The sequence below is a fragment of the Micromonospora trifolii genome (assembly GCF_050516465.1).
Taxonomy (GTDB): domain Bacteria; phylum Actinomycetota; class Actinomycetes; order Mycobacteriales; family Micromonosporaceae; genus Micromonospora; species Micromonospora trifolii.
In genome coordinates this window covers 3,117,472-3,141,803 of record NZ_CP191526.1, presented here as the reverse complement: position 1 = coordinate 3,141,803, position 24,332 = coordinate 3,117,472, and the positions used below count along the sequence as shown (strand labels likewise).

The window sequence follows — 24,332 nt, the reverse complement described above, 5'->3', positions numbered from 1 at the left end:
GTACGGGTCGCGCTAGCCCAGGCGGGCCTCGATGGTCTCGATGATGCGCGGACGCAGCTCGGCGGCGCGGATGACGGCGTCCACCGAGCCGACCTCGACGGCGCGGTGGATGTTGTGCACCCGGTCGAACTCCGCTGCCACCTCGCTGAGTTTCTCCGCGCGCACCGACGAGCGCAGCTCGTCGAGCTCCGCTGTCAACGCGGCGCGTTCGGTGCCGGCCGAGGCGGCGGTGCGGGCCTCCAGGTCCCGCACCCGAGGGTCGGCCGCGGTACGGGCGGTGACGTCGGCGGAGAACACCACAGCGGCGGCGGGTGCGCCGCCGAGCACCGAGGCGAACGAGCCCTCCAGCGCCAGCACCGTCATGTTCGCGTTCAGCGCCTTCGAGAACACCACGAACGCGCCGCCGTGGTAGCGCGAGATCACGCAGAAGACGATGGGCCCCCGGAAGTTCACGATCGCCCGGCCGATCTCGGCGCCGTACTCCAGTTGCAGCTTGCGCATCGACTCCGGTGAGCCGTCGAAGCCGGACAGGTTCGCCAGCACGACGAGCGGCCGGTTGCCGCTGGCCGCGTTGATCGCCCGCGCGGCCTTCTTCGACGAGCGGGGGAACAGGGTGCCCGCCGTGTAGGTGTCCGGACCGTCGGTGGGCGGGAAGCCGTGCCGTGGCACCGACCGGGACTCTATGCCGAGCAGGCAGACCGGGATGCCACCGAGGTGGACGTCCTGCACGACAGCGGTGTCCGCGTCCGCCATGCCGGCCCAGCGCTCCAGCACCGGGTGGTCCTGGTCGGAGAGGGCCCGCATCACAGTGCGGATGTCGAACGGCTTCTTGCGGTCCGGGTTGGACTCGACGGAGAAGATCTCCCCGACGGTGGCGAAGGCGCTGCCCGCCACGTCGTGCGGGAAGGCGGAGATGTCACGGTCGGCGGGGTCGCTGGTGACCGCCCGCCGGGGCGCGTCCTCGCCGGGCGCGACGTACGTGTGGTCGTAGTGCGCCATCACCACGTCCCGTGCGGCCGTCAGGTTCGGCGCCCAGTACTGCGCCTGCCCGTTCGGCCCCATCACCCGGTCGTAGCCGCCGATGCCGAAGTTGTCCTCAGCCGACACGCCACCGGAGAAGTCGAGCGACTGCTTGCCGGTGAGCACCATCGCCGAGTCGGGCGTCATCACCAGGATGCCCTTGGTGTGCATGAGCATCGTCGCCTCGGCGTTCCAGTACGGCTGCGCGCCGACGTTGATGCCCGCGACCACGATGTTGATCTCACCGCCGGCCTGGGTGAACTCGACGATCCGCTTGAGCGCCGCGGCCACCCAGTCCATGTTCTCCGTACCGGAGGTCATCGAGATCCGGGCCCCGGCGGACAGCGCCCACCACTCCAGCGGCACCTGCATCCGCTCGGCCAGGTCCAGTGCGGCGATGACGCGCCGGCACTCCGGCTCCGACAGGGCGCCCAGCGACTTCGTCGGGTCGCCGAGCAGCACCACCCGGGTAACACCCTGGGGGTAGCGCTCGGTCGGCGTCGTGACCACTCCGGCGACGATGGCGGCGCTGTTGCGCCCCTTCGGCCGGTCCACCGGTACCAACACGTGGTCGTCGTCGAGGTCGTGCTCGACGAAGTCGCCGAGCCGGCCGGTCAGCTCGTACGGGTACACGGTGTTGCGGCTGCTGGCCCGCAGCACCTTGAGCCGGTACTCGTCGAGCGGTTCGATCGGCTCGACCGGCGGCTCTCCGACGGCCAGCTCGGCGCCGCCCGCGGCGTCGAACGAGATCCGTACGGCGATCTTGGTCAGCTCGCCGGTCCGGCGGTCGCGCTGGCGCGCGATGAAGAGGATCTCCTCCAGGCCGGCGCCCGCTGTCGTCGGGCGGACCCGCCCGGCGATCATCTCCATCTCCTCGCGGGTCAGCTCGCTCGGCGGCCACACGTAGACCACGATGCGGTTGGTGTTGAAGCGCGTCTTCGACGGCCGCCGCGACTGGGCGCGGCGGATCGAGTCGAGGCAGGCGGCGATGGCGTCCTCGGTCGTCGGCAGCGCGACCAGGCGGCCGTCCTGCTCGCGAAGCTCGGTGAGGTCACGCACCTGCGCGAACGCGACGAGGCGCTCGTCGGCCCGGTTCTCCCGCGCCACGCACTGGAAGAGGTAGACCTCCTCGTCCGACGACGGCAGCCGGGTCAGGTCGAACTTGTGCAGCCGCTCCAGCTGCATCCGCTGCGCGATGTACGGGTGCAGCCCACGGATCAGCCGGTCCTCGGTCAACTGGTCGCCCGACGGGCGGAAGGTGAAGTGGTGGTGCATCACCGCACCGCCGCGACCCGCGACGGTGGTGGTGACCCGACGGACCTGGGGCGGCAGCGGGTGCGCGGCGATGACCTCGGCCAGCGCGGCCGCCATCGCGTCGAAGTCCTCCGGCTGGTTCTCCCAGCCGAGGTAGATGTCGGCGTCCACGGCGTCCTCGCCGGTGGACAGCTCGGCCAGCCCCCGCAGGGCGCTGCCCAGCGCGTCGAAGCTGACCGCGGCGGAGACCACGCTCGAGTCGGCGCGCTCGGCGACCACGAACGTGCAGTCCGCGACCTCGCGGGTACGCACGCTGGTGAGCGACCGGTTGCCGTAGTAGCGCCGGGTCAGCACCTCCAACATGACCGCGTTGTCGAGGTGGTCGCGGACGAGTCGCTGGCCGAGCAGCCGGACCAGCGGCTCGGTGCTGCGTACCATCTCGGCGATGCGCTCGGCGCGGTCCGGCGCGTCCGGGTGCGCGTCGAGGTGCCGCAGGTGTCCACGGACCTCTGCGTAGACGCGGGCGCGGTTGCGGCGCAGCAGTGGCTGGGCGAACCAGGCGAACACGACGCCGCGGGCGAGGTCCGCGACCACGGGGATGCGGACCTGCGTCGCGGCGATGAGCCGCTCCAGCGCGAGGCCGGCCGGCTCGCGCAGCGTCTCGTCCGGCGGGGTCTCCCGCAGCCAGGCGCGCAGTAGCGCCGCGATGACCTGTGCGTCCGCGGAGGCGCGTTGCTGGGCGAGGAAGATCCGGAAGACGGCGGCTTCGAGGGCGGGGGTGCGGTCCAGGTCGGTGACGCCGTAGCGGCCGAGCGCCTTGCCGAGCCTGGTCTGGAAGGCGTCCGGCAGCCCGGCCCGTTCGACGTCGAGGCTCTGCAGGTAGGTGTGGAAGTACTCCCGGGCGCTGTGCACGTGCGCGGCGCCGCCGTCCTCGCCCGTCGGCCGGTTGCGGCTCAGTTCGGCGAGATCGGCGAACACCTCGATGAGGTCGAGTTCGGCGGCCAGGGGCCGCTGACCGGCCTCGGTGGCCGCGCGCCGCGCGGTGAGGTAGCCGTCGAGCACCCGTCGGTCGTCGTGTGGGTCGACGTCGAAGCCGAGCAGCAGACCCCGTAGGTCCTCCTGTCCGCGCCTGGTGCGCTCGTCCGCCGGGATGTCCGCGGCGGCGCTGGGCAGGTCCAGTTCGACGGTCTCGGCGCTCGGGTCGTCAGTGGTCTCCTCGGCGTCGTCCGCGAGCGGCTCCAGGCGCAGCAGCGGCGCGCCCGCCTCCACCTGGCTGCCCACCGAGACGGCGCACTCCTTGAGCCGCGCCTTGAACGGCGCCCGCAGCACCGTCTCCATCTTCATCGCTTCCAGCACCAGCACCGGAGCGCCCGCCTCGACCTCCGCGCCGACCTCCAGGGGCGTGGCGACGACCAGCGCGGGCATCGGGGAGCGCAGGACGCCACCCTCGTCCCGGCTGACCCGGTGCGTCACGCCGTCCACCTCGACCAGGTGGGTCGGCCCGTACGTGCCGGTGAGTAGGCGGTAGCGGATGCCGTTGACGACGATCTGACCGGTGTGCCGGTCGAAGCGGTCGAGCTCGACGTCCGCGGTACGCACGACGGGGCCGGTCTCGATGCCGACCCGGAACCGGTGCGCGCCGACGCGCGCCACGCGGGTGCGGTAAGCGACGCCGCGCAGCTTGAGGTCCAACGGTCGGCCGCTGGCGTGCTGCACCTGCGGGCGCCCGCCGGCCGCCGTCGACAGCAGCCGCTGCCGCTCGACACGCTCCTCCTCCTCGTACGACTCGATGGCGGCGGCGGCCAGGGCGACCGCGGAGTGGCGGTGCGTGACGAGGCGGCCCTCGCCGCGGACGCGGTCGATCCAGCCGGTGTCCGCGCTGGCGTCGATCACCTCGGGCTGGTCGAGCAGGTCGAGCACGAAGCTCTTGTTCGTCGCCCCGCCCTCGATGATCACCGTGGTGTTCGCCATCGCCCGGCGCAGCTTGCCGAGCGCCTCGTCGCGGTCGCGGCCGTACGCGATGATCTTCGCGATCATCGAGTCGAAGTCGGCCGGGATGGTGTCACCCTCGCTGACGCCGGTGTCCACCCGGATGCCGGGGCCGCTGGGCAGGTCCAGCCGGGCGATGCGGCCGGGGGACGGGGCGAAGTCGCGGTCGGGGTCCTCGGCGTTGAGCCGCGCCTCGATGGCGTGCCCGCGCTCGGCCGGCGGCGCGCCTTCGAGTCGCCCGCCGGCGGCGACGTGCAGTTGCGCCTTGACCAGGTCGAACCCGGTGGTCAGCTCGGTGATCGGGTGCTCGACCTGGAGGCGGGTGTTGACCTCGAGGAACGCGAACAACCGGTCCCCGGGGTGGTAGAGGAACTCGACGGTCGCCGCGCCTCGGTAACCGACAGCCACGGCCAGGCGCTCGGCCGACGTCTTCAGCTCGGCGGCCTGCGCCGGGTCGAGCACCGGTGACGCCGACTCCTCGATGACCTTCTGGTTGCGCCGCTGCACCGAGCAGTCGCGGACGCCGAGCGCCCACGCGGTGCCCTGCCCGTCGGCGATCACCTGGACCTCGACGTGCCGAGCCCCGGTGACCAGGCGCTCCAGGAACACGATGCCGCTGCCGAACGCCCGTGCCGCCTCCTGGCTGGTGCGCTCGTACGCGTCGACCAGTTCGGCGTCGTTCCTGATCACGCGGATGCCTCGCCCGCCACCGCCGGCGGTCGCCTTCAGCATCAACGGGTAGCCGACCTCGGCCGCCGAGGCACGTGCCGCGTCCAGGGTTTCGACGGCACCGCGGCTCCACGGCGCGACCGGCACGCCGACCTTCTCGGCGATCAGCTTCGAGCCGATCTTGTCGCCGAGTTGGCGCATGGCGTCCGGGCTCGGCCCGACGAAGGTGACGCCGATCTTCTCGCACAGCTCGGCGAACGCCGGATCCTCGGCGACGAAGCCCCAGCCGACCCACGCGGCGTCGGCCCCGGTCTCGGTCAGCGCGCGCTCCAGCACCGCCAGGTTGAGGTACGGGCGGGCGGACGCCGGGCCGAGATCGTAGGCGATATCCGCTTCGCGAACGAATGTGGCGTTGCGGTCGACATCGGTGTAGAGAGCCACGGTTTCGAGCTGGATGCCGGTCTCCGCGGCCAGCTCGCGGACCGCGTGGATGAGCCGCATGGCGGCTTCACCACGGTTGACGATGGCGACACGGTTGAACACCCGAAGAACCCCTTAGCTAGACCTCGACCTGCGTGCCGAGAGACGACGGCTCCCAGCAGTGATCACCTTTCCGCGTGGCGGCGGCCAGCGCTATGGCGCAACCACCGAACCCACCGTCCCTCAGTTGTAGGAAGTGCACAAAACTTTTTGGCACCCCGGGGACCGTGCTGACCTCCGCCGACCCGATCCGGCCGCTCCGGCAGTTGATCAAGACGCTGCGGGCGGTTCACGTCCGCAGCCTCCCGTGTTCACCCCCGGGTGATCGGCTGACCAGGAAGATCATCGCCGGTCCGGTCAACCGCCGGCCCGGCTCGACCATCCCGGCCCAGGCCAGGAACGCACCAGGAAAGGAGCGGCAATGAGGTCACCGCACCTCGTACGCCCACGTCTGGCGCTGCTGCTCGCGGCGGGGCTGACCGCGCTCGTCACGCCGACCGGCGTCGCCCACGCCGCGACCGCCACGGTACCCGCGACGGACACCCCGATCACCATCACCTCGACCGAGCAGCTCGCCCCGGGCGTCACGTACGGCTCGTTCGAGGTGAACACGCCCCGGGGCGTCACCGTCGGTTACCTGCTCACCGCCGACCTGAAGAAGAACAAGGTCTCCCTCGACCTGCTGCACCCCGACGCGGTGGCGCAGCGCACTGTCGTCTCGGCGATGACGAACGAGCAGGGTGCCATCGCCGGTGTCAACGGCGACTTCTTCAACAACAGTGAGACGCACACCGGCGTCACCCCGACCTACTCGTCGTCCGGTCCGGAGATCGCCGACGGCGAGGAGCTGAAGTTCGCGGTGCCGAACGCACAGCGTTTCGGCCCCGGCCTGGCCCCCGGCACCTCGACCCGCGACGTGTTCGGCGTCGGTGTGAACGGCAAGGCGCGCGTCGACACCCTGAGCCTGGACGGCGAGGTGCGCAGCAGGAAGGGCACGATCGCGCTGGGCGGCCTCAACCAGTACGCGCTCCCGGTCGACGGCGTCGGTCTGTTCACCGCCGACTGGGGGACCGCCTCCCGGGTCCGGTCCACCTGCGGCACCGACACGAGCCGCAGCGACCCGTGCAGCACCCACACCTACGAGGTGACCGTACGCGACGGCGTGGTGACCGCGGTCGGCCCGACGCCCGGTGCGGGCGCGATCCCGGCCGACACCCAGGTGCTGGTCGGCCGTGAGGGCGGCGCTGACGCGCTCGACGACCTCGCCGTCGGTGACCGGGTGCAGGTACGCGAGAAGCTCGTCTCCGCCGGCAAGCCGAAGCTGACCTTCGCGGTCGGTGGCGCGCCGATCCTGCGCGACGCCGCGCCGTTGGCCGGCCTGGACACCAAGACCGCCGCGGTACGCAGCGCGGCCGGTGTCAGCCCCGACGGCCGGACCGTCTACCTGGTCGCCCTGGCCGGCCGCGCCCCGGCCAGCGCCGGGTTCACGATCGCCGAACTGGCCGACCTGATGCGCTCGCTCGGCGCGGACGCCGCCGTGAACCTCGACGGCGGCGGTTCGAGCACGGTCGCCGTCCGCGAGCCGGGCCAGGCCGCTGCCACCGCCCGCAACAGCCCATCCGACGGTACGGAGCGAATGGTCGCCAACGGCATCGGCATCTTCGTGGGCAAGCACTGATCGATCCACCTGCTCGAATTCGCCCCGCCCCTGGTCCCGACGGGGCGGGGCGAAAGCGTGCCCCCAATGGCCGAGGCGGGACGGATAGGGTGCGCGGCGATGGTGATTGGGCACGTTTCACGGGAGGCGATCACATGACATCGATGGGACGACGCGCCGCTCTACGCGCTGGCCTGGCGGCTACGGCCCTGGCGGGTGGGGCCGCTCTGGCGGCCAAGCCGGCTGCGGCTGCGGCTGCGCTGCCCGCCACCGACGACGGCTGGGTCTCGGTGCTGACGCACGGGGCGGTCGGCGACGGACTCACCGACGACACCGCGGCGATCCAGGCGGCATTCAACGCCGCGCGGGCGGCCACTCCGAACCTCGGTGTGCTGTTCCCGGCCGGTCGGACGTACCGCGTCAGCAACCGGGTGACACTCTCGGGGCTGACCGACACCGCGCTGCGGGGCCACGGGGCGACGTTGGCGCTGGTCGACGCCGCCCCGGTAACGGTGAAGGATCAGGTCCGCGGTGTGCTCCAGATCCAGGACTGCCACCGGCTGAAGGTGCTCGGGCTCAACCTCGTCGACGACACCGCCGCGTACTGGTACAGCGGCCTGATCATCACGGCGTCGACCGGCATCGTTGTCGACGGGGTGGTATCCCGCGGATTCCGCCACACCGGCATCAGCGTGTGGGACAACACCCCCGGCGCGTCCAACGACATCGTCATCACGAACTGCACCACCGAGGACGTCCGGTTCGGCATCGCCAGCAACGGCCACGACGTACGGATCACCAACAACCACGTGGCGATGGACTGGCTGTCGTCGCAGGAAGCCGAGGACTGGGGCGGCGTCTGGCGCGCTGAGTCCAAGTACTACGACGGCATCAACGTCTGGTACGGCGCCGACCGCACCGTCATCTCGGGCAACACCATCACCGAGTGTGGCCAGGCCGGCGTCTACACACAGCAGGTGACGAACCTGGTGGTCGCCGACAACACCGTGTCGGGCTGCCAACTGCGAGGCATCGAGGTCGACGGCAGCGCGCGTGGTTCCCTGCCCCGATCGGGGCAGGCCGTGGGCGTCTCCATCACCGGCAACGTGGCGACCAACTGCGTCGGCCACATCAACGTTCTGTCCGCCCGGGACGTCACGGTGGTCGGTAACCGGGTGGAGAACCCGAACGCGAGCCGGGCCGTGAGCTGCGTCGCCGTGCATCAGGGCTCCACAAAGGCCGTCGTGGTGGGCAACCACCTGCGTCAGGCGCACCCGTCGCATCCCGCTGTCTTCGTGGACACCGCCTCGGTCGACGTCACGCTGGCCTGGAATGCGGTGGAGGCGGCCGTCCCCTACCAGGCACCGGCGGACACGGTGATCATCCGGCGAAGTGGCGCGGGGCAGATCCGTACCGACGGCAAACTCATCGCCGTCGGCGGGATCGGAGTCGGCAACAGCGTCGCCGCCACCACACCGGGTGCGGTAGTTCGTAAGATCGAGGTGTTCTCCTCCAGCGGTCAGAGCCTGGGCTGGGTGCCGGTCTACAACTCGATTACCTGATGCCCTGGACCGACGTGATCGGTCGGACAATGAGGTCGACCGAAGGGACCCGATGACCGTTCTCGACACCCGGGCGCTCAACCGCGCGACGCTCGCCCGGCAGCTGCTGCTCGACCGCGCCGACCTGCCGGCGCTCGACGCCGTCGCCCACCTTGGTGGCCTACAGGCGCAGGAGCCGCAGGAGCCGTTCGTCGGGCTGTGGTCGCGGCTGCGCGCGTTCGACCCGACGGTGCTCTCGACCCTGCTGACCCAGCGACACGTGGTGCGTACCCACCTCATGCGCCGCACCGTCCACCTGCTCGTCGCCGACGACGTCGTGGCCTGGCGCACCCGTCACGACGCCATGCTGCGCCAGCGCGTGCTCGGGGTCTACCGCGGCGAGTTCGACGGGGTCGACCTCGACGACCTCGCCGCTGCCGCGCGGGCGGTGGTGGCCGACGGTGAGCCCCGCTCGATGCCCGAGATCGGGCGGGCGCTCGGCGAGCGCTGGCCGACGCCGGGGCTGCGGGTGCTGGGCGAGATCGCGGTGGCGCTGCTCCCGATGACACAGGTGCCGCCGCGCGGGGTGTGGCGGGCGAAGGGGGGCGCGCGCTACGTCCTGCTCTCCGCGTGGCTCGGCCGGGAGATCGCCCCGCCGACCGTGGCGGGCGCCGATCCGGTCGGCCAGCAGCTCGTACGCCGCTATTTGGCCGCGTTCGGCCCGGCGGCCACGGCCGACCTGCGGGCCTGGTGCGGCCTCGCCGGGCTGCCGGCCGCGGTGACCGCCCTGCGCGACGAGTTGGTGACCTTCCGCGACGAGCGTGGCCGGAAGCTGATCGACCTTGCCGACGCGCCGCGCCCCGACCCGGAGACACCCGCCCCGGTGCGGTTCCTGCCGGCGTTCGACAACGCGATCCTCGGCTACGACGACCGCAGCCGGATCATCGACGACGCCCACCGTGGCCTCTCGGTGGCCGGCGAGCGCGTGGTGCTCGTCGACGGCCGGGTCGCGGCGACCTGGAGCGTCGAGTCGGGCACGGTGACCGTCAACCCACTGCGCGGCTTCTCCCGAGCGGACCAGGCCGCCGTGGCCGAGCAGGGGCAGGCCCTGGCGTCCTTCCTCTCCGACAACGAGAGCGACCGGGTGCGGGTCGGCTCGTCTCCCCGGTGACGGACCAGGACGGTCCGACCCCGGGGAGACGAAGAGGTCAGTCGACGGTCGGCGGAGCCGTCCTCGCCGCCTCGGCGAGCGCCGCCGCCGCGCCGGCGTACGGGTTGTAGCTGTAGGTGCGGGCCAGGCCGGCCGGCACGGTGAAGTACGCGGCCGACAGTTTCGCCGGGTCGCTGGCGATCTCGCCCCGCGCGGGGGTGTCGTTGCCGTCGTCCCAGCCCCAGGGCGCGTTGGCCGAGTTGGTCGAACAGCTCCAGGTGCCGACGCCGCAGTCACCGGACGTGTCACCGGCGAACGTGCCGAGGCTGGCGAAGAGGCTCGCGTTGGACCGCTGCGCCCACAGGCCGCCGGAGGCGAAGATGTCGATCAGCTGATACCGCACGTCGCGGTCGTTGCTGCTGGTCGGCGTCTCAGCGACGGTCGACGGGTAGTAGACCAGGCCGTCGCCGTTGATGTCGTACTGCGGGTGTGCCTTGAGGCCGTGGCCCTGCGCCTCCTGCGCCGTCACCGGGTGCTGGAACGTGTCGTGGGGTGATGCCTGGAACCGCAGGGTGCCGTCGATGCTCTCTCCGCCGCTGGTCCAGGTGCTGCCGGTCGGCGTGTAGGAGAAGAAGTCACTGTGCGCGACCGTGACGGCCGAGCGGAGAACGCCGTACGTGGAGCCGTCGCGCTCGATCGCGAACAGCGCGCCCTCACCGTCGTTCTCGTGTTCGGTCTCGAAGAACGGGTGGTCGGTCCAGTCGCGGGGGTGGAAGAAGAAGTACGTGATGTACCAGTGGGTGCTCGTCTCCACGACGGAGTAGTAGACGTGCGCGGCGAGTGCGGTGCCTGCCTGGCCAGCCCGGTCCCAGTTGTCGCGCCCGTCCAGATCGCCGTCGAAGTCGACCCGGGCGAGGTAGTCCGACTGACCGCTCAGGGCGTGGCTGCCGGTGGCATCGACGTCCTGGTAGTGGATGGGCGCCCAGCGGAGGGCCAGCTCGGCCCGGCTGACGGCGGCGTCGGCGGGGGTTGGCGCGGCCAGCGCGGCGGCCGCCAGCACCGCCGCCGTGCCGGCCGCGATCAGTGCCCGCACTCCCCGGAGTCGCCGGGTCGTGCTGCTTGCGTCGAGCATGGTGTGCTCCCGTGTCCGTAGGAATAGACCACAATGGATCATTCGGGGTTCGGGCGCCCAGTGGGTGTCCCTGCGGCGACGAGAAAGCGGACGATGTTCGACGGGATTGGGATCGGCTTGTATCGATGCGCGTCGACTGCCATGCTGTGGATCGGTCGTGCTCGGGGAGCCAGCGCGCACCAGATCTCCTCCGGTCCGCGGGGCGCGCGAGGTGACCATGTCACCCGCGCCGGGCAGCCTCTTCGGCGACCGGAAACCCGAGCGCGGCACCGGCTACCACCTCGGTCGGTGCCCGCTGACCACGGAGGTACCGATGCTTCGCATGTTCCTCGCTGTCACGACCATGGCGCTGGCCGCCTGGACCGGGACGACCACCGCCGCCGAAGCGACACCCACGCCAACGCCGTCGGCCACGCCGACACCGACGCCGTCGCCCACGATCGCCTGCCCGCCGGCGATACCGATCAGCGCGAGCGTGGCCGGGGCCACCACCACGAGCCTGACCATCTCGTACTTCATCCTCTTCCGCCCACCCTGCGGCTACGACCCGCCGATGACCGTCAGCCTCTTCACCAGCCGGGAGGACGCCCAACAGTGGCGGGCCGCGGTCGCCGAGGGCGTCTCCGGGCCGGAGCGCAACGGCTCGGTGACCATCGACGGGCTGACGCCCGGCACCGAGTACTGGTACCGGTTCACCGACGTCGAGGGCCGGCGGGACCCGTACGTGATCGCCTCGGCCCGCACCGCCTCGCTGACCTCGTGCCGCGCGACGGCCACGATCGACGCCCGCTGGGGTAGCGGCTTCGTCGCGACGGTCACGGTCCGCAACACCGGGACGCTGCCGCTGGACCAGTGGCGCGTCTTCTGGCGGTGGTCCGGTGACGAGCGCATCCAGACGGTCTGGGGTGGGGTGGCCGAGGCGGCCGGCGCGGACGTCACCGTTCGCAACGCCTCCTACAACGGGACGCTGGCGCTGGACGGGGCGACGACGTTCGGTCTGCTCGTGGCGAGCAGCGCGGTGCCCGACGGCCTGACCCTCACGTGCGAGCGGTGAACGACGTCCGCCCCGCTCCGGCCCTCGGGCGGGAGCGGGGCGGACGTTGTGTCGGTCAGGGCTTGCGGGCCACCGCGCCGTAGGCGTCGATCCCGACGGCGTCGGGCTCCTCCGGTCGCCACAGCGGGATCGGCACCAGGCCCGGCTCCACCATCGTCAGCCCGTCGAAGCAGCTCTCGAGCTCCTCCGGGCTGCGCAGGATGTACGGAACTCCGCCGCTCTGCGCCAGCCGCTCAGCGCCCGAGACCACCGCCGGGCTGGTGTTGGTGCCGTCCCAGAGCACCAGGTGGGAGCCGGACGGCACCGCGTCCATCGTGCGCCCGACGATCGAGCGCACCACGTCCAGGTCGGGCTCGTAGCCCATCACGCCCATGTACATCACGGCGATGGGCTGGTCGAAGTCGAGCGTCTGCGCCGCCTCGGCGAGGATCTTCTCCGGGTCGTGGTAGTCGGCCGGGACGTAGGTGGTGACACCCTCCGACGTCGTGCTGGCCAGCAGTGCCCGCGCGTGCACCAGCACCATCGGGTCGTTGTCCACGTAGACGATCCGCGAGTCGGGCGCGATGCCCTGCGCGACCGCGTGCGTGTTCTGCATGGTGGGCAGGCCGGTGCCGATGTCCAGGAACTGCCGGATGCCCGCCTCGGCCGCGAGGTGACGCACGGCCCGTACCAGGAACACGCGCGACTGCTGCGCCATGAGGACGATCTCCGGGTAGACCTCGGCGACAGCGTCGCCGGCCGCCCGGTCGGACTGGAAGTTGTCCTTGCCGCCCATCCAGTAGTTCCAGATCCGTGCCGCGTGCGGCACGTCGGGCTGAAGCTTCGCGGCGAGTTCGGGGTCCGGGCCGGCCATGCCTGGCTCCTATCGAGGGGTCGTCAGCTGGAGGTAACCACAGCGGTACGCCCGGGATCGTACTCCGGCAACATCCACTCTCGACGCAGGGTCGCGACCAACCGCCGACTCGGCGACCGTCGGCGACCACAGCGTGGTGCTGGCCGAGCGGAGTGCTCCTGCACGCCGATGTCGGCTCGCCTCTGCAGCAGCACCGAGGCCGCCACTCCACTGGCCGGCGACCGGAACGAGGTGGGGCGGCGGCCCGCCGTCTGACCGGCGGGTCAGCTGCCCACACGGCACCGGACGGCGCGCGCGGTCCCAGTAACCGAAGCGCGCACGCCGAACGGGTTTACCTGAGCCAGGTGTTTCGTCGCACGAGCGGGCTCGCCGCCCACCGGCGACCGAATCCCAGCGTGGTTCCGGCCCCGAGTAGGGCCAGGACGGCCAGGACCGCGGCGTAGACGAGGTGGTCGTCCATGAACGGGTTGCTTTCCGGCGGCAGGACGGCGGTCCACATCATGACGGTCAGCAGCCCGCCCGCGGCCGCGGCGATGCGCATGCCGATGCCGAGGAGAAGCGCTACGCCGATGCCGAGCAGGGCCGCCATGAACAGCACGTCGACAGCGGCGTTGCCGGCGATCGAGTGGTAGAAGCCGGAGAACGGGCCGGCCGCGGCTTTACCGAGGAACCCGGCGGTAGGGCTGCCACCGTCCAGCCAGGAATTGGCGGCGGCAGTGCCGCGCCCGAGGCCGAACAGTTTGTCGAGGAACGCCCAGAGGAAGACCCAACCCAGGGCCAGGCGAATGCCGGCGAGCAGATACCGCGTCGCGGTGGCCGTGCGTCCGGTCACCGAGAAGGCGGTGTCTGGCACGACGGGGGGCCTGGGCTGGTGCCGTGCGGCGTGTTCCGGCCGTTGAGTGGTGATCGAGGGAGGGGATTCGTGGCCTTGGGCGATGTTGACCATCGCACTCACATACCTTCGGGTGTTCATGACGCATGTTCCGCGGCGCGTCCAGCGCGTCAACGGATGGTTCGGAGAACGGCTGCTGCCTACTCAGGGCGGTAGCCGTCTTCCTGAATGGTCTTCGAAGCCCCTTGCGGACACATCTGCCACAGCAGGATCTGTGTCTGGTGGGGAGGTCGACGGCGGCGGTGGGCTCAACGGCCACCGGGGGCCCGGGCGACGCCTATCACCGTACGCGCATTTCGTAGGGTCCGCACAGCTCCTGAACGGTGGCCCATCGGTGGACGCCCTTGCCCGGGTTCCCGGCCTCGCCCAAAAGGCCCGCCCTGCTGCACCAGTAGATGGTCGATCATCCACGCCACACCGACCGGGTCAGCTCCTTCGAGCTGCTGGCGAAGGAGAGGAACAACTGATCCGGTTGGGAGGGCGGTGGTGGTCAGTAGACAGTTACCGGGTGCCGGGCGACACCGTCGAACAGGTAGCCGAGAGCATTGCGGCGGGCCTGGTCCGGCTGGCTCGCCCCGGTGACGTCGGTGGCCCGAGCCCGCAGAGTCCACCGGCCGGGCCGCGGCGGGCGCCAGCACGCCGTCCAGCGCTGCCAGACGCCGCCCTCGTCGTCGGGGTGGAGGTCGGCGGGTTGCCAGGTCGCCCCGTCGTCGGTGCTGATGTCGACCGCACTGATCGGGCCGTTGCCGGACCAGGACCGGCCGGCGATCACCAGCTGCTCGCCGCCCGGGACGCGGACGTCCCATGGCAGCTCGAAGGCGCTCTTGACCACCGGGGTGGTCACGAGTCGGCCGTCGACCGGATGGTCGGGCCCGAACATCCGGTAGAACCGGGTGTTCCACGCTGAGGAGAGGGGTGTCGCGGAGACCTCGATCGGGCCGACCCACTTGATGGAGGAGATGCCGATCCAGCCCGGCACCACCACCCGCACCGGAAAGCCGTGGTCGACCGGCAGCGTCTCCCCGTTCATCTCGTACGCCAGCAGCACGTCGTCGAGGGCCTTGGCGATCGGTATCGGGCGGCGCACCCGGCCGAGATTCACCCCGCCGGTCACGAAGTCCGGGTCCAGGCCCTCGGGCTGCACGTCGACCGCGTCGTCGGTCAGGCCGGCGTGGCGCAGGACGGTCGACAGCCGTACGCCGCGCCAGCGCGCCACCCCCACCGCGCCGAGACCCCACGGCACCCCCGGTGTCGGGTGGGCCTGCTGGGAGGCGAAGAAGCGCCGGCCGTTGCCCGCGCACTCCAGCAGAACCGCGGTCTCCTCGGCGGGCATGGCCCGCAGGTCGCCGTAGTCGAACTCGATTGCGTCGTCCCGGCTCGGCGCGCCCCGCAGGCCGGTGCCGAACAGGCGCAGACGCCACGTGTCCACGTCCAGCAGCGGACTACGGGTGTGGTTGCGCACGAAGAACCGGTCGGTGGGGACCGTGAAGCCCTGCGCCGCCATGGCCTCCCACCGCATCTCGGCGTTGCCGTCGCGGAGGGTGAGCAGTCGAGGGGACAGCGGCTTGGCGATCGTCGCGGCGGCGCGTGACGGGAGGGAAAGTGTCACCCGGGTCCTCCCTGCGAATGGCTTGTTGGCAAGTCCTATTGAATCAATAGGACTTGCGGCCTGACCAGCCAGGCCCTGACGTGCGCGTGGCGAGGTCTGTGCGGGGCCGCTGTCACCGGTGGACCACCCCGTTCTGGTACGCCCAGACGACGGTCTGTAGCCGATCCCGTGCGCCGATCTTCGCCATGGCACGCCCGAGGTGCGACTTGACCGTGCTGGTCTCGATGAAGAGCTGCTCGGCGATCTCGACGTTCGACAGGCCCTGCGCGAGCAGTTCCACGATCTCGGTCTCCCGCGCGGTCAGCTGGTGCGCCGCCGCCGCGTCCGAGCGGGGAGCGGGCGTACGCCTGGCGAACTCCGAGATCACCCGACGGGTGACGGCCTGGTCGACGAGCCCGTATCCGCTCGCGAGGCGACGGATCGCCTCAATCAGCTCCTCGGGCTCACAGTCCTTGAGGATGAACCCGCTGGCGCCGGACTCCAACGCACCGAAGACGTACTCATCGAGGTCGAATGTCGTCACGACCAGCACCGCCGGTGGCGTCCCGGTCGCCTCGGCGACGATCTGCCGGGTCGCGGTGAGCCCGTCGCCGTGCGGCATCCGGACGTCCATGCAGATGACGTCCGGTTGCAGCCGGCGGGCCAGCTCGACGGCGGCGGACCCGTTAGACGCCTCCGCCACGACCTCGATCTCGCCGGCCTGCTCCAGGATGACGCGGAAGCCGGCGCGGACCACGGCCTGATCGTCGACGAGCATCACTCTGATCATGCTGGGGCCTCTTCCTTCGGCCGGGACACGGCGGGACCGTTCGTCGGGAGGATCGCGGCGACCGACCAGCCACCGGCCGCCGTCGGGCCGGCGGTGAACGTCGCCCCGATCAGCTGGGCGCGCTCGCGCATGCCCACCAGGCCGACGCCGCCGGTCCGTGCCGCCGGTACGCGTCGCGGCGCGGTGGGTTCGTTCACCACCTCCAGCGACACCGAGCGGGGCCCGAAGCGGAGCACCACCCGCGCCGCAGCGCCCGGGGCGTGCTGGCGAGCATTGCTGAGCGACTCCTGCGCGATCCGGTAGAGCGCGACGTCGGCGACCGGCGGCACCTCGCGCTGCTCGCCCTCCCGGACGAACTCCACCGGGCCGGCGAGGTTGCCCGCGGTGCGGACGAGGTCGTCGAGCATGCCCAGCCCCGGCACCGGGGCGGCGCCGTCGCCGCCCTCGTGCCCCGGCCTGCCGCGCAGCACACCGACGACCAGCCGCAGGTTGTCCAGGGTCTCCTTGCCCTGGCTGCGGATCCAGGCCACACCGGCCTTCGCGGCCGCCGGGTCCCGGTCGATCAGCCGCTCGACCGCCGCCGCCTGCACGACCATGCCGGAGAGGTGATGCGCCGCCACGTCGTGCAGCTCCCGGGCCATCCGGGAGCGCTCCGCGCCGATCGCCGCCTGGACCTTCGTGTGTTGCTCCCGGACCGCCTCGTCCGCCCGCACGCGGACCAACTCGACGTAGCGCCGGTAGGTGGCCACGTAGCCGCCGACGAAGGTCGCGCCGGCGTAGGTCAGGGCGCTCGCCGAGACGTACGCGATGGCCGTCAGCAGATCCGGGGTCACCACGACGGCCGCCCCGATCGACTCCGCCACCACGACCGCGCCGACGGCCAGCAGCGCACGGCGAACCGGCAGCAACGACCCGACGGTGTACGCCACGACGAACGGTGCGAGGCCCCGGATGGTCGCCTCGGGCAGGGAGAAGCCGATGACGGGCAGTTGGAGGCCGACGACGAGTGCGAGGCAGAGCAGTGGCCGGACCCGACGCAGGCACAGCAGCATCGCCTGCGCGCAGCAGATGGCGACGAGCAGCCAGGCCCGCGCCGGGTCGAACGACACCCCGTCCTCCGGCGCCACGAACCAGAACAGCGCGGTGAGCAGTACGAACGTCAGGACGGTCAGCACCGCGGCCAGCAGGCAGTCCCGTGGGAACACTCCGGTCACCCCGAGCCGGGTGAGCCGTCCGTCGAGCCACTTCGTCAGTCGCGGTGTGCCGGGTTCGGTGTCGGCGTGGTCCCTCATGCGGTGCGCGTCCTTGCTCCGGGTCGTCCCGGGTCGGGCGGGTCAGTAGGAGATGCTAGGCGCGAGCAGGTGGAACTCCACGGCGAACCAGCCCGCGCCGGCGAGAGCGAACAGGATCAGGCCACTGCCGGTGATCCGCCGCCAGCCGACGTGGCGTCGCACGTCGTCGACGAGCCGGACCGCGGCGGGCAGCACACCGAGCAGACCGACCAGTTGCAGCACCTGAATGGTGCGCAGGACGGCACCGGGAACATCCTGGAGGCCCATGATGCTGCCGATGCTCAGCACCCACCCGGCGAACGCGAGCAGTGTGCCGGCGACGGCGAGGCGGCTCAGGATCCGCGCGGTGCGCCCCGCCCGCTCCCGGGGAGCGCGGCCGAGCCGACGGCGGACGATCGCGCCGACCGGCCAGGACAGAACGGTGAGCAGCAGCACGACGGTCGACACGGCCAGCACCGGAACGGCCACAGTGGAGGCGCGGGCGGGCTCGACGGGCAGCAACGCGAACGCGGAGTCGAAACTGATCGCCTCGACCCGGTCGTCGGTCGCCCGCATGGCGATCGTGCGTTGCCCGCCGACCTCGCGCCAGACCCAGGGCTTCACCTCCTGGTAGAGGGCGGGGGAGTCGGACAGCGGGCCCGGTTCCACCAGCAACCGGTCGCCGTCGGCGACGCTGACCGTGGTCCGACCGACCAGGCCGATCGCCGTCAGGAAGTTGCTCTGTATCGCTCGCGAGGACTCGTACGTGCCGGCGGCCAGCGGGGCGTGCTTGGCGGTGGTCGCCGGGTCCACGCCGGTGGTCGGCTGGTCGTCGCGGGCGGGGAAGTAGCGGTCGGCGAAGCCGTTCACGACCGACTCGCGAAGCTCGTGGCTGTCGAGGGCACCGGAGCCGTTGCTGTTGAGGGACAGGAAGATGCCGGCCCGGTCGTCGGGGTAGATCTGAAGGTGGGAGTGGAAATACTTGGTGTCGCCGCCGTGGCCGAGGATCCGGTGACCGTTGCGGTCCTCGGCGAAGAATCCGAGGGTCATCCGGGGCCCGTCGGCCAGCGTGCCCAACGACGTCGCGTCGAGTGCCGGCCGCTGCATCAGCTCGCGGGTCGGTTGGTCCAGCAGGGGCGCGAAGCCCGCCGGCTCGCCGAGCTGGGCGAGCATGAATCGCGCCATGTCCGTCGCCGGGGCGCTGAGCGCACCGGGCGGGGGCGTGCCGACGATCTCGAACGGCGCGGCGGGCGCGGTGGAGGTGTCGTACCCGTTGGACATCCGGTCGCGCAGCGCCGCCGGGAGGGGCTGTTCGAAGGTCGACGACGGCATGCCCGCCCGGTCCAGAATGTTGCGTTGGACGTACTCCTCGAAGCGCGTCCCGCTGACGCGTTCGACGATGTAGCCGGCGAGCGCGTTGCTGTAGTTGGAGTACGCGGGGACGGTGCCGGGCTCGTAGATCTGCTCCGGTGGGTCGGTCATCAGGGCCTTGCGCAGGTTGAGGTCGCTGCCGTCGGTGCCGATGAGGCCGGCGATCCGCTCCTCGAAGCCGGCGGTGTGCGTCAGCAGGTGCCGCAGGGTGACGGCCCGCTCGTAGCGGTGCGGCAGCTCGAAGTCGAGGTACGTCTTGACGTCGGCGTCGAGGTCGAGCTTCCCGCTCTGCACGAGCTGCAGCACCGCGGTGGCGGTGACGAGCTTCGACACCGATCCCATCCGGAACAGGTGCCGGTCCGGGTCGACCGGTACGGCCCCGTTTCCGCCGGCTCCGGTGTCGGCGTACCCGTACCCCCGGGCTGTAATGATCTTGCCGTCGTCCACGACGGCGACCGTGGCTCCCGCGATGTCGGTGCGGTCGAGCGCGGCCGGGAGCAGGCCGTCGAGCCAGGCGTTGACGTCGCCGCCGGTCAGGGCGGAACCCGCCCCGCTCGCGGGTGCCGCCGGAGCGTCGATGGGCGGTGCGGGGTTGTGCCGCGGCGCGCCGCAGCCGGCGGCGCTCACGGCGAGGACGACCGCGGTCGCCAGCACCGCGCCGAGTCGGACGACGGGCCGGTGTGGCCGGGATGGAAGAAGAAAGAGTGGGCGCATCGTCTGCCAGTGCCTTCCCAGGCGGACGGGTGTCCGGAGCAGGTCCGTACGGCGTCACCCGATGCCCTGGAACAAGCCTGTTCGAGGAATCGCGCTGATCCATCTGGCGCAGGACGGCACTGCGCCTACGACCTGAGGAGGAGGAGCGTCTGCACCGTTCGCCCCCGATCGAGGGACATCGTTTGACTTGTGCGACGAAGACATCTTTGATGGTCGATGTGCTTGTTCGGCGTGGTCGGGCGCTTCGTCGTCTGGGTGGGCCGGTCGATGCCCTGAGCCTGGAGGACGGATGCGAGTCATCGCGCGGAGAAGCCCACTACGCCCACGACGGCGGCTGTTGCCGGTGGCGATGGTGGCGGTGACGCTGCTGAGCCTGGCCGTCGGTGTGCCGGCGGCCGCCGCGGCGCCGTCGACAGTCGTCGGCGTGGCCAGCGGTCGTTGCCTGGACGTGGTCGGCAACGTCAGAACCGCCGGTGCCGGCATCAACATCTACGACTGCAATGGCCAGGCCAACCAGGCGTGGACCTTCACCTCAAGCGGTGAGCTGCGGGTCTACGACGACACGATGTGCCTGGACGTCGTCGGCCAGGACACCACCGCCCCGGCCGCGCTGCAGATCAACGGCTGCACCGGCGGCGCCAACCAACGCTGGCGGATCACCAGCTCCGGGACCATCGTCGGGGTCCAGTCCGGCCTGTGCCTGGACGTGTCCGGCGCGGGCACCGCCAACAGCACCACAGTCGGTCTCTGGACCTGCAACGGGCAGTCCAACCAGCGGTGGACGACGTCCCTCGGCAGCGCCGACAGCCAGCCGCCGACGGCGCCGGGCAGCCCACGGGTCAGCGGCCTGACCTGCAACTCGGTGACGTTCGCGTGGAACGCCTCGACGGACAACGTCGCGGTGGCCTTCTACGACATCTACCACGATGGCCAGCTGATGAAGTCAGTGAGCGGCACGACGCTCTCCACCAACCTGACCGTGGTGGCCGGGGCGACCTGGGGCCTGTACGTCAACTCCCGCGACGCCGCCGGCAACGTGTCGCAGGCGAGCGCCACCGTCTCGATCACTCCGCCGCCCTGTCAGGCCGACAGCCAGCCGCCGACGGCGCCGCAACAGCTCACCGGCACCGCGTCGGGCACCACCGTGACGCTGCGCTGGACCGCTTCGACCGACAACATCGGGGTGCGGGCGTACGACATCTACCGGGCCGGTGCGAAGGTGGGCACGGTCACCGGCGCGCCGCCGGCGACCACGTTCACCGACAGCGGTCTGGCGGCGAACACCTCCTACCAGTACTACGTGGTGGCTCGGGACGCGCAGGACAACGCCTCGTCGCGCAGCGGCACCGCGACGGTGACCACCGGGTCCGCGTGCGCCAACCCGGTGTGCGGGGTACGGCAGGTCACCACCGACACGGACATCCCGTGGGGTCTGGTGACGTTGCCGGACGGCAGCGTCCTCTACAACCGCCGCGACGCGCACGACATCATCCAGCTCAACCCGACCACCGGGGCCAAGACCAACCTGGGCGCGGTGCCGAACGTGCAGAGCACCGACGGTGAGGGCGGCCTGTTGGGGCTCGCCATCTCGGCCAGCTACTCCAGCGACCGCTGGCTGTACATCATGCACACCTCGCCGAGCGACAACCGCATCGTCCGGATCAGGCTGGAGAACGGGCGACTCAACACCGCCAGCGAGCAGGTCCTGGTCAGCGGCATCCGGCGTAACAAGTACCACGACGGCGGTCGCCTACGATTCGGCCCGGACGGCAAGCTGTACGCCAGCACCGGCGACGCCCAGAACGGCAACTACGCCCAGGACCGGTCCAGCCTCGAAGGCAAGATCCTGCGACTCAACCCGGACGGCACCGTCCCCTCGGACAACCCGTTCGGCAACTACGTGTGGAGCTACGGCCACCGCAACCCGCAGGGGCTGGCGTTCGACTCGCAGGGCCGGCTGTGGGAGCAGGAGTTCGGCAACTCGGTCATGGACGAGACCAACCTGATCACCAAGGGTGGAAACTACGGCTGGCCGGCGTGCGAGGGCACCAGTGGCACCTGCGGTACGGCCGGGTTCGTCGCGCCCGCACGCACCTATCCCACCGCCGAGGGGTCCTGCTCCGGCATCACGATCGTGCGCGACGCGCTCTACGTGGCCTGCGCCCGAGGCGCTCGCATGTACCGCGCGGTGATCAGCGGCAGCAGCCTGACGAACGTGCAGACGTACTTCAGTGGCACCTACGGTCGGTTGCGGACGGTGGAGCCGGCTCCCGACGGCGGTCTGTGGCTGACCACGACCAACGTCGGTGACAAGGACAGCACCCCGAACAACAGCAACGAGAGGATCCTGCACGTCACGCTCGGCAACTAGTTCCGACGTCCCCGCGGGGCCGCCTCCGGGCGGCCCTGGTGGGGCGCGGGTCAGACCGGATGCTTGCTCAGACTCTGGAAGCTCAGTGCCCGCTGGGTCGGAATCTCGGCATCCCCGAACTCCGTCGTCCAGGGCCGGGACAGCGTGGCCGGCGCCCGCCACCGGGCCACCCGCGACCCCGGGCCGGCCGACGAGTCGGTGCGCGGCCCGGCTGAAGTGGCCGGGTCGTCGGCGCGCGCCGGGTCGATGCCCAGCTCCCGCATCCGCTCGACGTACGCGCGGTAACGCCGCTGCGCCTCGCCGTGCCGGCCGGCGGCCCGTAGCACCTCCACCAACTCCAGGTGGGCGTCCTCGTCGTACTGGTCCCGGTGCACGAGCCGCATCAGGTAGACGAGCTTCTGGTCGGTGTCTGAGGCGTGCTGCGCCAGGGCCCGCAACACGCGGGTGTGCGCCACCTGTGCCTCCTCCCGCAGCGGTTGCGCCCAGTCCTCGTACGGGTCGTCGGCGAGGAAGTCCCCGCCGTACAACTCGTCGGCGCGGATCAGCATCGCGGCGGCGGTCGGGTGGTCGGCGCGCTGTGCGGCCTGCGCCTCCTCGGCGGCGGTGAGGAACGACTCGACGTCCACGTCGATCACGTCGAGGTCGATCGCCACCGAGCCCCGGTCGGCCAGCACCGCGCCCCGCCCGCTGGTGCGTTGCCCGGTGCCGAGCACGCGGCGCAGGGTGGACAACAGCACGGAGAGCCGGTTCGCCGTCCGCGACGGCGACTCGTCCGGCCAGAGCAACTCCATCAGCCGTGCGCGCGGCACCGCCCGGCCGCGATGCGCGACGAGGATCTTCAACAGGTCCCGTGCCTTCTTGGACTGCCACTCGCCGTACGGCACCACGGCACCGGCCCGGAACACCCGAAAGTCACCGAGGGTTTGGATGACCACCGCCGGTACGCGCAGCGTCATGGCGGTGAGCCCGTCGGCGACGCCCGGGTCGAGGCGTACCCCGCAGCGGCGCAGCTTCTGCTCGGCCCCCTCCGCGCCGCGCTGCGCCTGCCGGCCCTGGAGTCGGGCCGCGATCAGTCGGACCGCGGCCTCCTGGGCCGGGTCGCCGAGATCCCGGCAGAGCGCGGCGGCGTCGTCGAGCAGACCTGCGGCGGCCCGGGGGTCCTCCGCCGCCAGGACGGTGAGTTGCAGTGCCTCGATCAGGGTCGCTCGCCGCCTCCCGACGGTGGCGCCGGTACGGGCTTCGGCGGCGTCGAAGTGGGCCGCGTCGGTGTCGCCGCGCAGCAGCGCCACCCAGCCGCGGGCCAGCAGCGCGTACGGCCGGTCGGGTTCGCGGGCCATGGTGACCGCTCGTTCGGCCAGGTCCCGGGCGGCCCGCAGGTCGTCGGCGGCCCGGATCCGCGCCAGCTCGGCCAGGATCAGGGCGCGGGACATCGGCCGGTGCTGCCCGTTGCCGAGGATGGCCAGGGCGCTCTCCAACGCCTTGCGGGCCTGGCGCGGTTCGCGCCGGCGGCGGTGCACCATGCCGAGCGTGGTGAGTGAGAACGCCTCATCGGCGCCGACCCCGGTCAGCTCCCGTAGGCGTTGGTCGGCGGCGCTGTCGGCGAGCGCCTCCTCCAGGCGGCCCAGCAGGCACTTCGCCGTCGCGGTGAGGGCCAGCGCGTAGGGCTCGTAGCCGGTGTCGCCGGTCACCTCGGCCAGCCGGACGGCAGCCTCGGCGTGCCGTAGCGCGTCGGAGGCGTCACCGACCCGCAGCAGGTAGCCGGCGAGGTCCAGGTGAATCATCAGCCGGAACAGCCCTACGTCGGCGTGGCGCAGCCCCTCCGACGGCTGCGCGCGTCGCCGTGCCGCCGACGCGTCGCCGGTCGCCGCGTCCAGCAGCATGGCCAGCCGGGCGTACGCCCCGTGGGCGGCGGGGGAGTCGCACCCGTGCGCGGCCTGGGCGGCCTCTTCGGCGTCGGTGGTGGCCCGCTCGATGTCGCCCTCGATCAGGTGGTGCACGGCGGCGTGGCAGTGCACCTGCACGGCGTGCGGGCCGGCCGCGTCGATCGGGATCATCGCCAGCCGGGCGGCGGCCAACTGCGGTTCGCCGTCGAGGTGGTGTTGCAGCGCGACGCGCCAGATGTCGGCCAGCGGGGCGTCGGCCGGGTCGGGCGTGGCGGTGAGCAGGTCCGGCTGGATGGTGAGCCACAGGTGCGCGGCCGTGCGGTCGCCGACGTCGGCGAGGCGGCGCAGCGCACGCCCCGGATCACCGCCTCGGTGCGGTTGACCCGGTGGCGATGCCTCGCCCCCGCGTTGATCGCGAGTGTGCGTTGGCGGGCGCAAGGCATGGTTGAGTCTGTCTCCGGACATCCACCACTCCCGTTTTCTCTCGAGGAGGCTCAGGTGAGTGAAGAGACAACCGGTCGTCCGTGGCCGACGCCCGGCGTGGCTTCCCCCCGGCACGATCATTGTCTTCATTGAGCATCATCGCCATAACCAAAAGAGTCGGTGTACTTACTGACTGCTATGCGGTATCGGCATAATGCCGCCCTCAGGAT

The 24,332-nt window shown here is 71.5% G+C and carries 14 protein-coding genes; 5 read left to right on the top strand and 9 right to left on the bottom strand.

The window, feature by feature from the left end; all coding sequences use genetic code 11:
* Positions 1 to 12: 12 nt before the first annotated feature.
* Positions 13 to 5,475 carry a carboxyl transferase domain-containing protein gene (locus ACQRWP_RS14325; protein ID WP_430502720.1) on the bottom strand — a complete coding sequence of 1,821 codons (5,463 nt, stop codon included), beginning with the start codon at positions 5,473 to 5,475 and terminating at the stop codon, positions 13 to 15.
* A 358-nt stretch (positions 5,476 to 5,833) separates the two neighbouring features.
* On the opposite strand from ACQRWP_RS14325, the gene ACQRWP_RS14320 reads away from it, so the two are divergent.
* The 3 genes from ACQRWP_RS14320 to ACQRWP_RS14310 all read left to right on the top strand — a co-directional run bounded on the left by ACQRWP_RS14320 (position 5,834) and on the right by ACQRWP_RS14310 (position 9,781).
* Positions 5,834 to 7,090 (top strand): phosphodiester glycosidase family protein, encoded by a 1,257-nt coding sequence (locus ACQRWP_RS14320; RefSeq protein ID WP_430502719.1) that lies wholly within the window; start codon positions 5,834 to 5,836, stop codon positions 7,088 to 7,090.
* 134 nt (positions 7,091 to 7,224) lie between these two features.
* The gene (locus tag ACQRWP_RS14315; protein ID WP_430502718.1) at positions 7,225 to 8,631 is read left to right on the top strand and encodes a right-handed parallel beta-helix repeat-containing protein; all 1,407 of its coding nucleotides are present in this window, start codon (positions 7,225 to 7,227) and stop codon (positions 8,629 to 8,631) included.
* Between the two features lie 52 nt (positions 8,632 to 8,683).
* Positions 8,684 to 9,781, top strand: a complete 1,098-nt coding sequence (locus ACQRWP_RS14310; protein WP_430502717.1) for a winged helix DNA-binding domain-containing protein — start codon at positions 8,684 to 8,686, stop codon at positions 9,779 to 9,781.
* A gap of 37 nt (positions 9,782 to 9,818) precedes the next feature.
* Here ACQRWP_RS14310 and ACQRWP_RS14305 read toward each other — a convergent pair whose 3' ends face one another.
* On the bottom strand, positions 9,819 to 10,892 hold the full coding sequence (locus ACQRWP_RS14305) for a hypothetical protein (protein WP_430502716.1): 1,074 nt from the start codon (positions 10,890 to 10,892) through the stop codon (positions 9,819 to 9,821).
* A 217-nt stretch (positions 10,893 to 11,109) separates the two neighbouring features.
* Between ACQRWP_RS14305 and ACQRWP_RS14300 the strand changes: the two genes are divergently transcribed.
* The gene (locus ACQRWP_RS14300; RefSeq protein ID WP_430503201.1) at positions 11,110 to 11,946 is read left to right on the top strand and encodes a cellulose binding domain-containing protein; all 837 of its coding nucleotides are present in this window, start codon (positions 11,110 to 11,112) and stop codon (positions 11,944 to 11,946) included.
* 55 nt (positions 11,947 to 12,001) lie between these two features.
* Here ACQRWP_RS14300 and ACQRWP_RS14295 read toward each other — a convergent pair whose 3' ends face one another.
* The 6 genes from ACQRWP_RS14295 to ACQRWP_RS14270 form a co-directional block, all read right to left on the bottom strand.
* Positions 12,002 to 12,799 (bottom strand): SAM-dependent methyltransferase, encoded by a 798-nt coding sequence (locus tag ACQRWP_RS14295; RefSeq protein WP_430502715.1) that lies wholly within the window; start codon positions 12,797 to 12,799, stop codon positions 12,002 to 12,004.
* Between the two features lie 331 nt (positions 12,800 to 13,130).
* The gene (locus ACQRWP_RS14290) at positions 13,131 to 13,745 is read right to left on the bottom strand and encodes a hypothetical protein (protein ID WP_430502714.1); all 615 of its coding nucleotides are present in this window, start codon (positions 13,743 to 13,745) and stop codon (positions 13,131 to 13,133) included.
* Between the two features lie 436 nt (positions 13,746 to 14,181).
* The gene (locus tag ACQRWP_RS14285) at positions 14,182 to 15,300 is read right to left on the bottom strand and encodes a sulfite oxidase (protein WP_430502713.1); all 1,119 of its coding nucleotides are present in this window, start codon (positions 15,298 to 15,300) and stop codon (positions 14,182 to 14,184) included.
* A 112-nt stretch (positions 15,301 to 15,412) separates the two neighbouring features.
* Complete coding sequence (locus ACQRWP_RS14280) at positions 15,413 to 16,069, bottom strand: response regulator (protein WP_091399607.1); 657 nt, start codon at positions 16,067 to 16,069, stop codon at positions 15,413 to 15,415.
* On the bottom strand, positions 16,066 to 17,361 hold the full coding sequence (locus ACQRWP_RS14275) for a sensor histidine kinase (protein WP_430502712.1): 1,296 nt from the start codon (positions 17,359 to 17,361) through the stop codon (positions 16,066 to 16,068). Before ACQRWP_RS14275 ends, ACQRWP_RS14280 begins: the two co-directional genes overlap by 4 nt.
* Before the next feature lie 42 nt (positions 17,362 to 17,403).
* Entirely contained in the window at positions 17,404 to 19,365 is a 1,962-nt protein-coding gene (locus ACQRWP_RS14270) for a serine hydrolase domain-containing protein (RefSeq protein WP_430502711.1), read from the bottom strand.
* Positions 19,366 to 19,714: 349 nt separating this feature from the next.
* Between ACQRWP_RS14270 and ACQRWP_RS14265 the strand changes: the two genes are divergently transcribed.
* Positions 19,715 to 21,796, top strand: a complete 2,082-nt coding sequence (locus tag ACQRWP_RS14265; protein WP_430502710.1) for a PQQ-dependent sugar dehydrogenase — start codon at positions 19,715 to 19,717, stop codon at positions 21,794 to 21,796.
* A gap of 50 nt (positions 21,797 to 21,846) precedes the next feature.
* Here ACQRWP_RS14265 and ACQRWP_RS14260 read toward each other — a convergent pair whose 3' ends face one another.
* Positions 21,847 to 24,144, bottom strand: a complete 2,298-nt coding sequence (locus ACQRWP_RS14260; protein ID WP_430502709.1) for a BTAD domain-containing putative transcriptional regulator — start codon at positions 24,142 to 24,144, stop codon at positions 21,847 to 21,849.
* Between the last annotated feature and the right edge of the window lie 188 nt (positions 24,145 to 24,332).

Bases quoted from the DNA above. Each gene is read 5' to 3' on its own strand.
- ACQRWP_RS14300 (WP_430503201.1), top strand. From the start codon at position 11,110: ATGTCACCCGCGCCGGGCAGCCTCTTCGGCGACCGGAAACCCGAGCGC.
- ACQRWP_RS14275 (WP_430502712.1), bottom strand. From the start codon at position 17,361: ATGAGGGACCACGCCGACACCGAACCCGGCACACCGCGACTGACGAAG.
- ACQRWP_RS14305 (WP_430502716.1), bottom strand. From the start codon at position 10,892: ATGCTCGACGCAAGCAGCACGACCCGGCGACTCCGGGGAGTGCGGGCA.
- ACQRWP_RS14260 (WP_430502709.1), bottom strand. From the start codon at position 24,144: ATGTCCGGAGACAGACTCAACCATGCCTTGCGCCCGCCAACGCACACT.
- ACQRWP_RS14265 (WP_430502710.1), top strand. From the start codon at position 19,715: ATGCGAGTCATCGCGCGGAGAAGCCCACTACGCCCACGACGGCGGCTG.
- ACQRWP_RS14320 (WP_430502719.1), top strand. From the start codon at position 5,834: ATGAGGTCACCGCACCTCGTACGCCCACGTCTGGCGCTGCTGCTCGCG.
- ACQRWP_RS14290 (WP_430502714.1), bottom strand. From the start codon at position 13,745: ATGGTCAACATCGCCCAAGGCCACGAATCCCCTCCCTCGATCACCACT.
- ACQRWP_RS14310 (WP_430502717.1), top strand. From the start codon at position 8,684: ATGACCGTTCTCGACACCCGGGCGCTCAACCGCGCGACGCTCGCCCGG.
- ACQRWP_RS14280 (WP_091399607.1), bottom strand. From the start codon at position 16,069: ATGATCAGAGTGATGCTCGTCGACGATCAGGCCGTGGTCCGCGCCGGC.
- ACQRWP_RS14295 (WP_430502715.1), bottom strand. From the start codon at position 12,799: ATGGCCGGCCCGGACCCCGAACTCGCCGCGAAGCTTCAGCCCGACGTG.
- ACQRWP_RS14315 (WP_430502718.1), top strand. From the start codon at position 7,225: ATGACATCGATGGGACGACGCGCCGCTCTACGCGCTGGCCTGGCGGCT.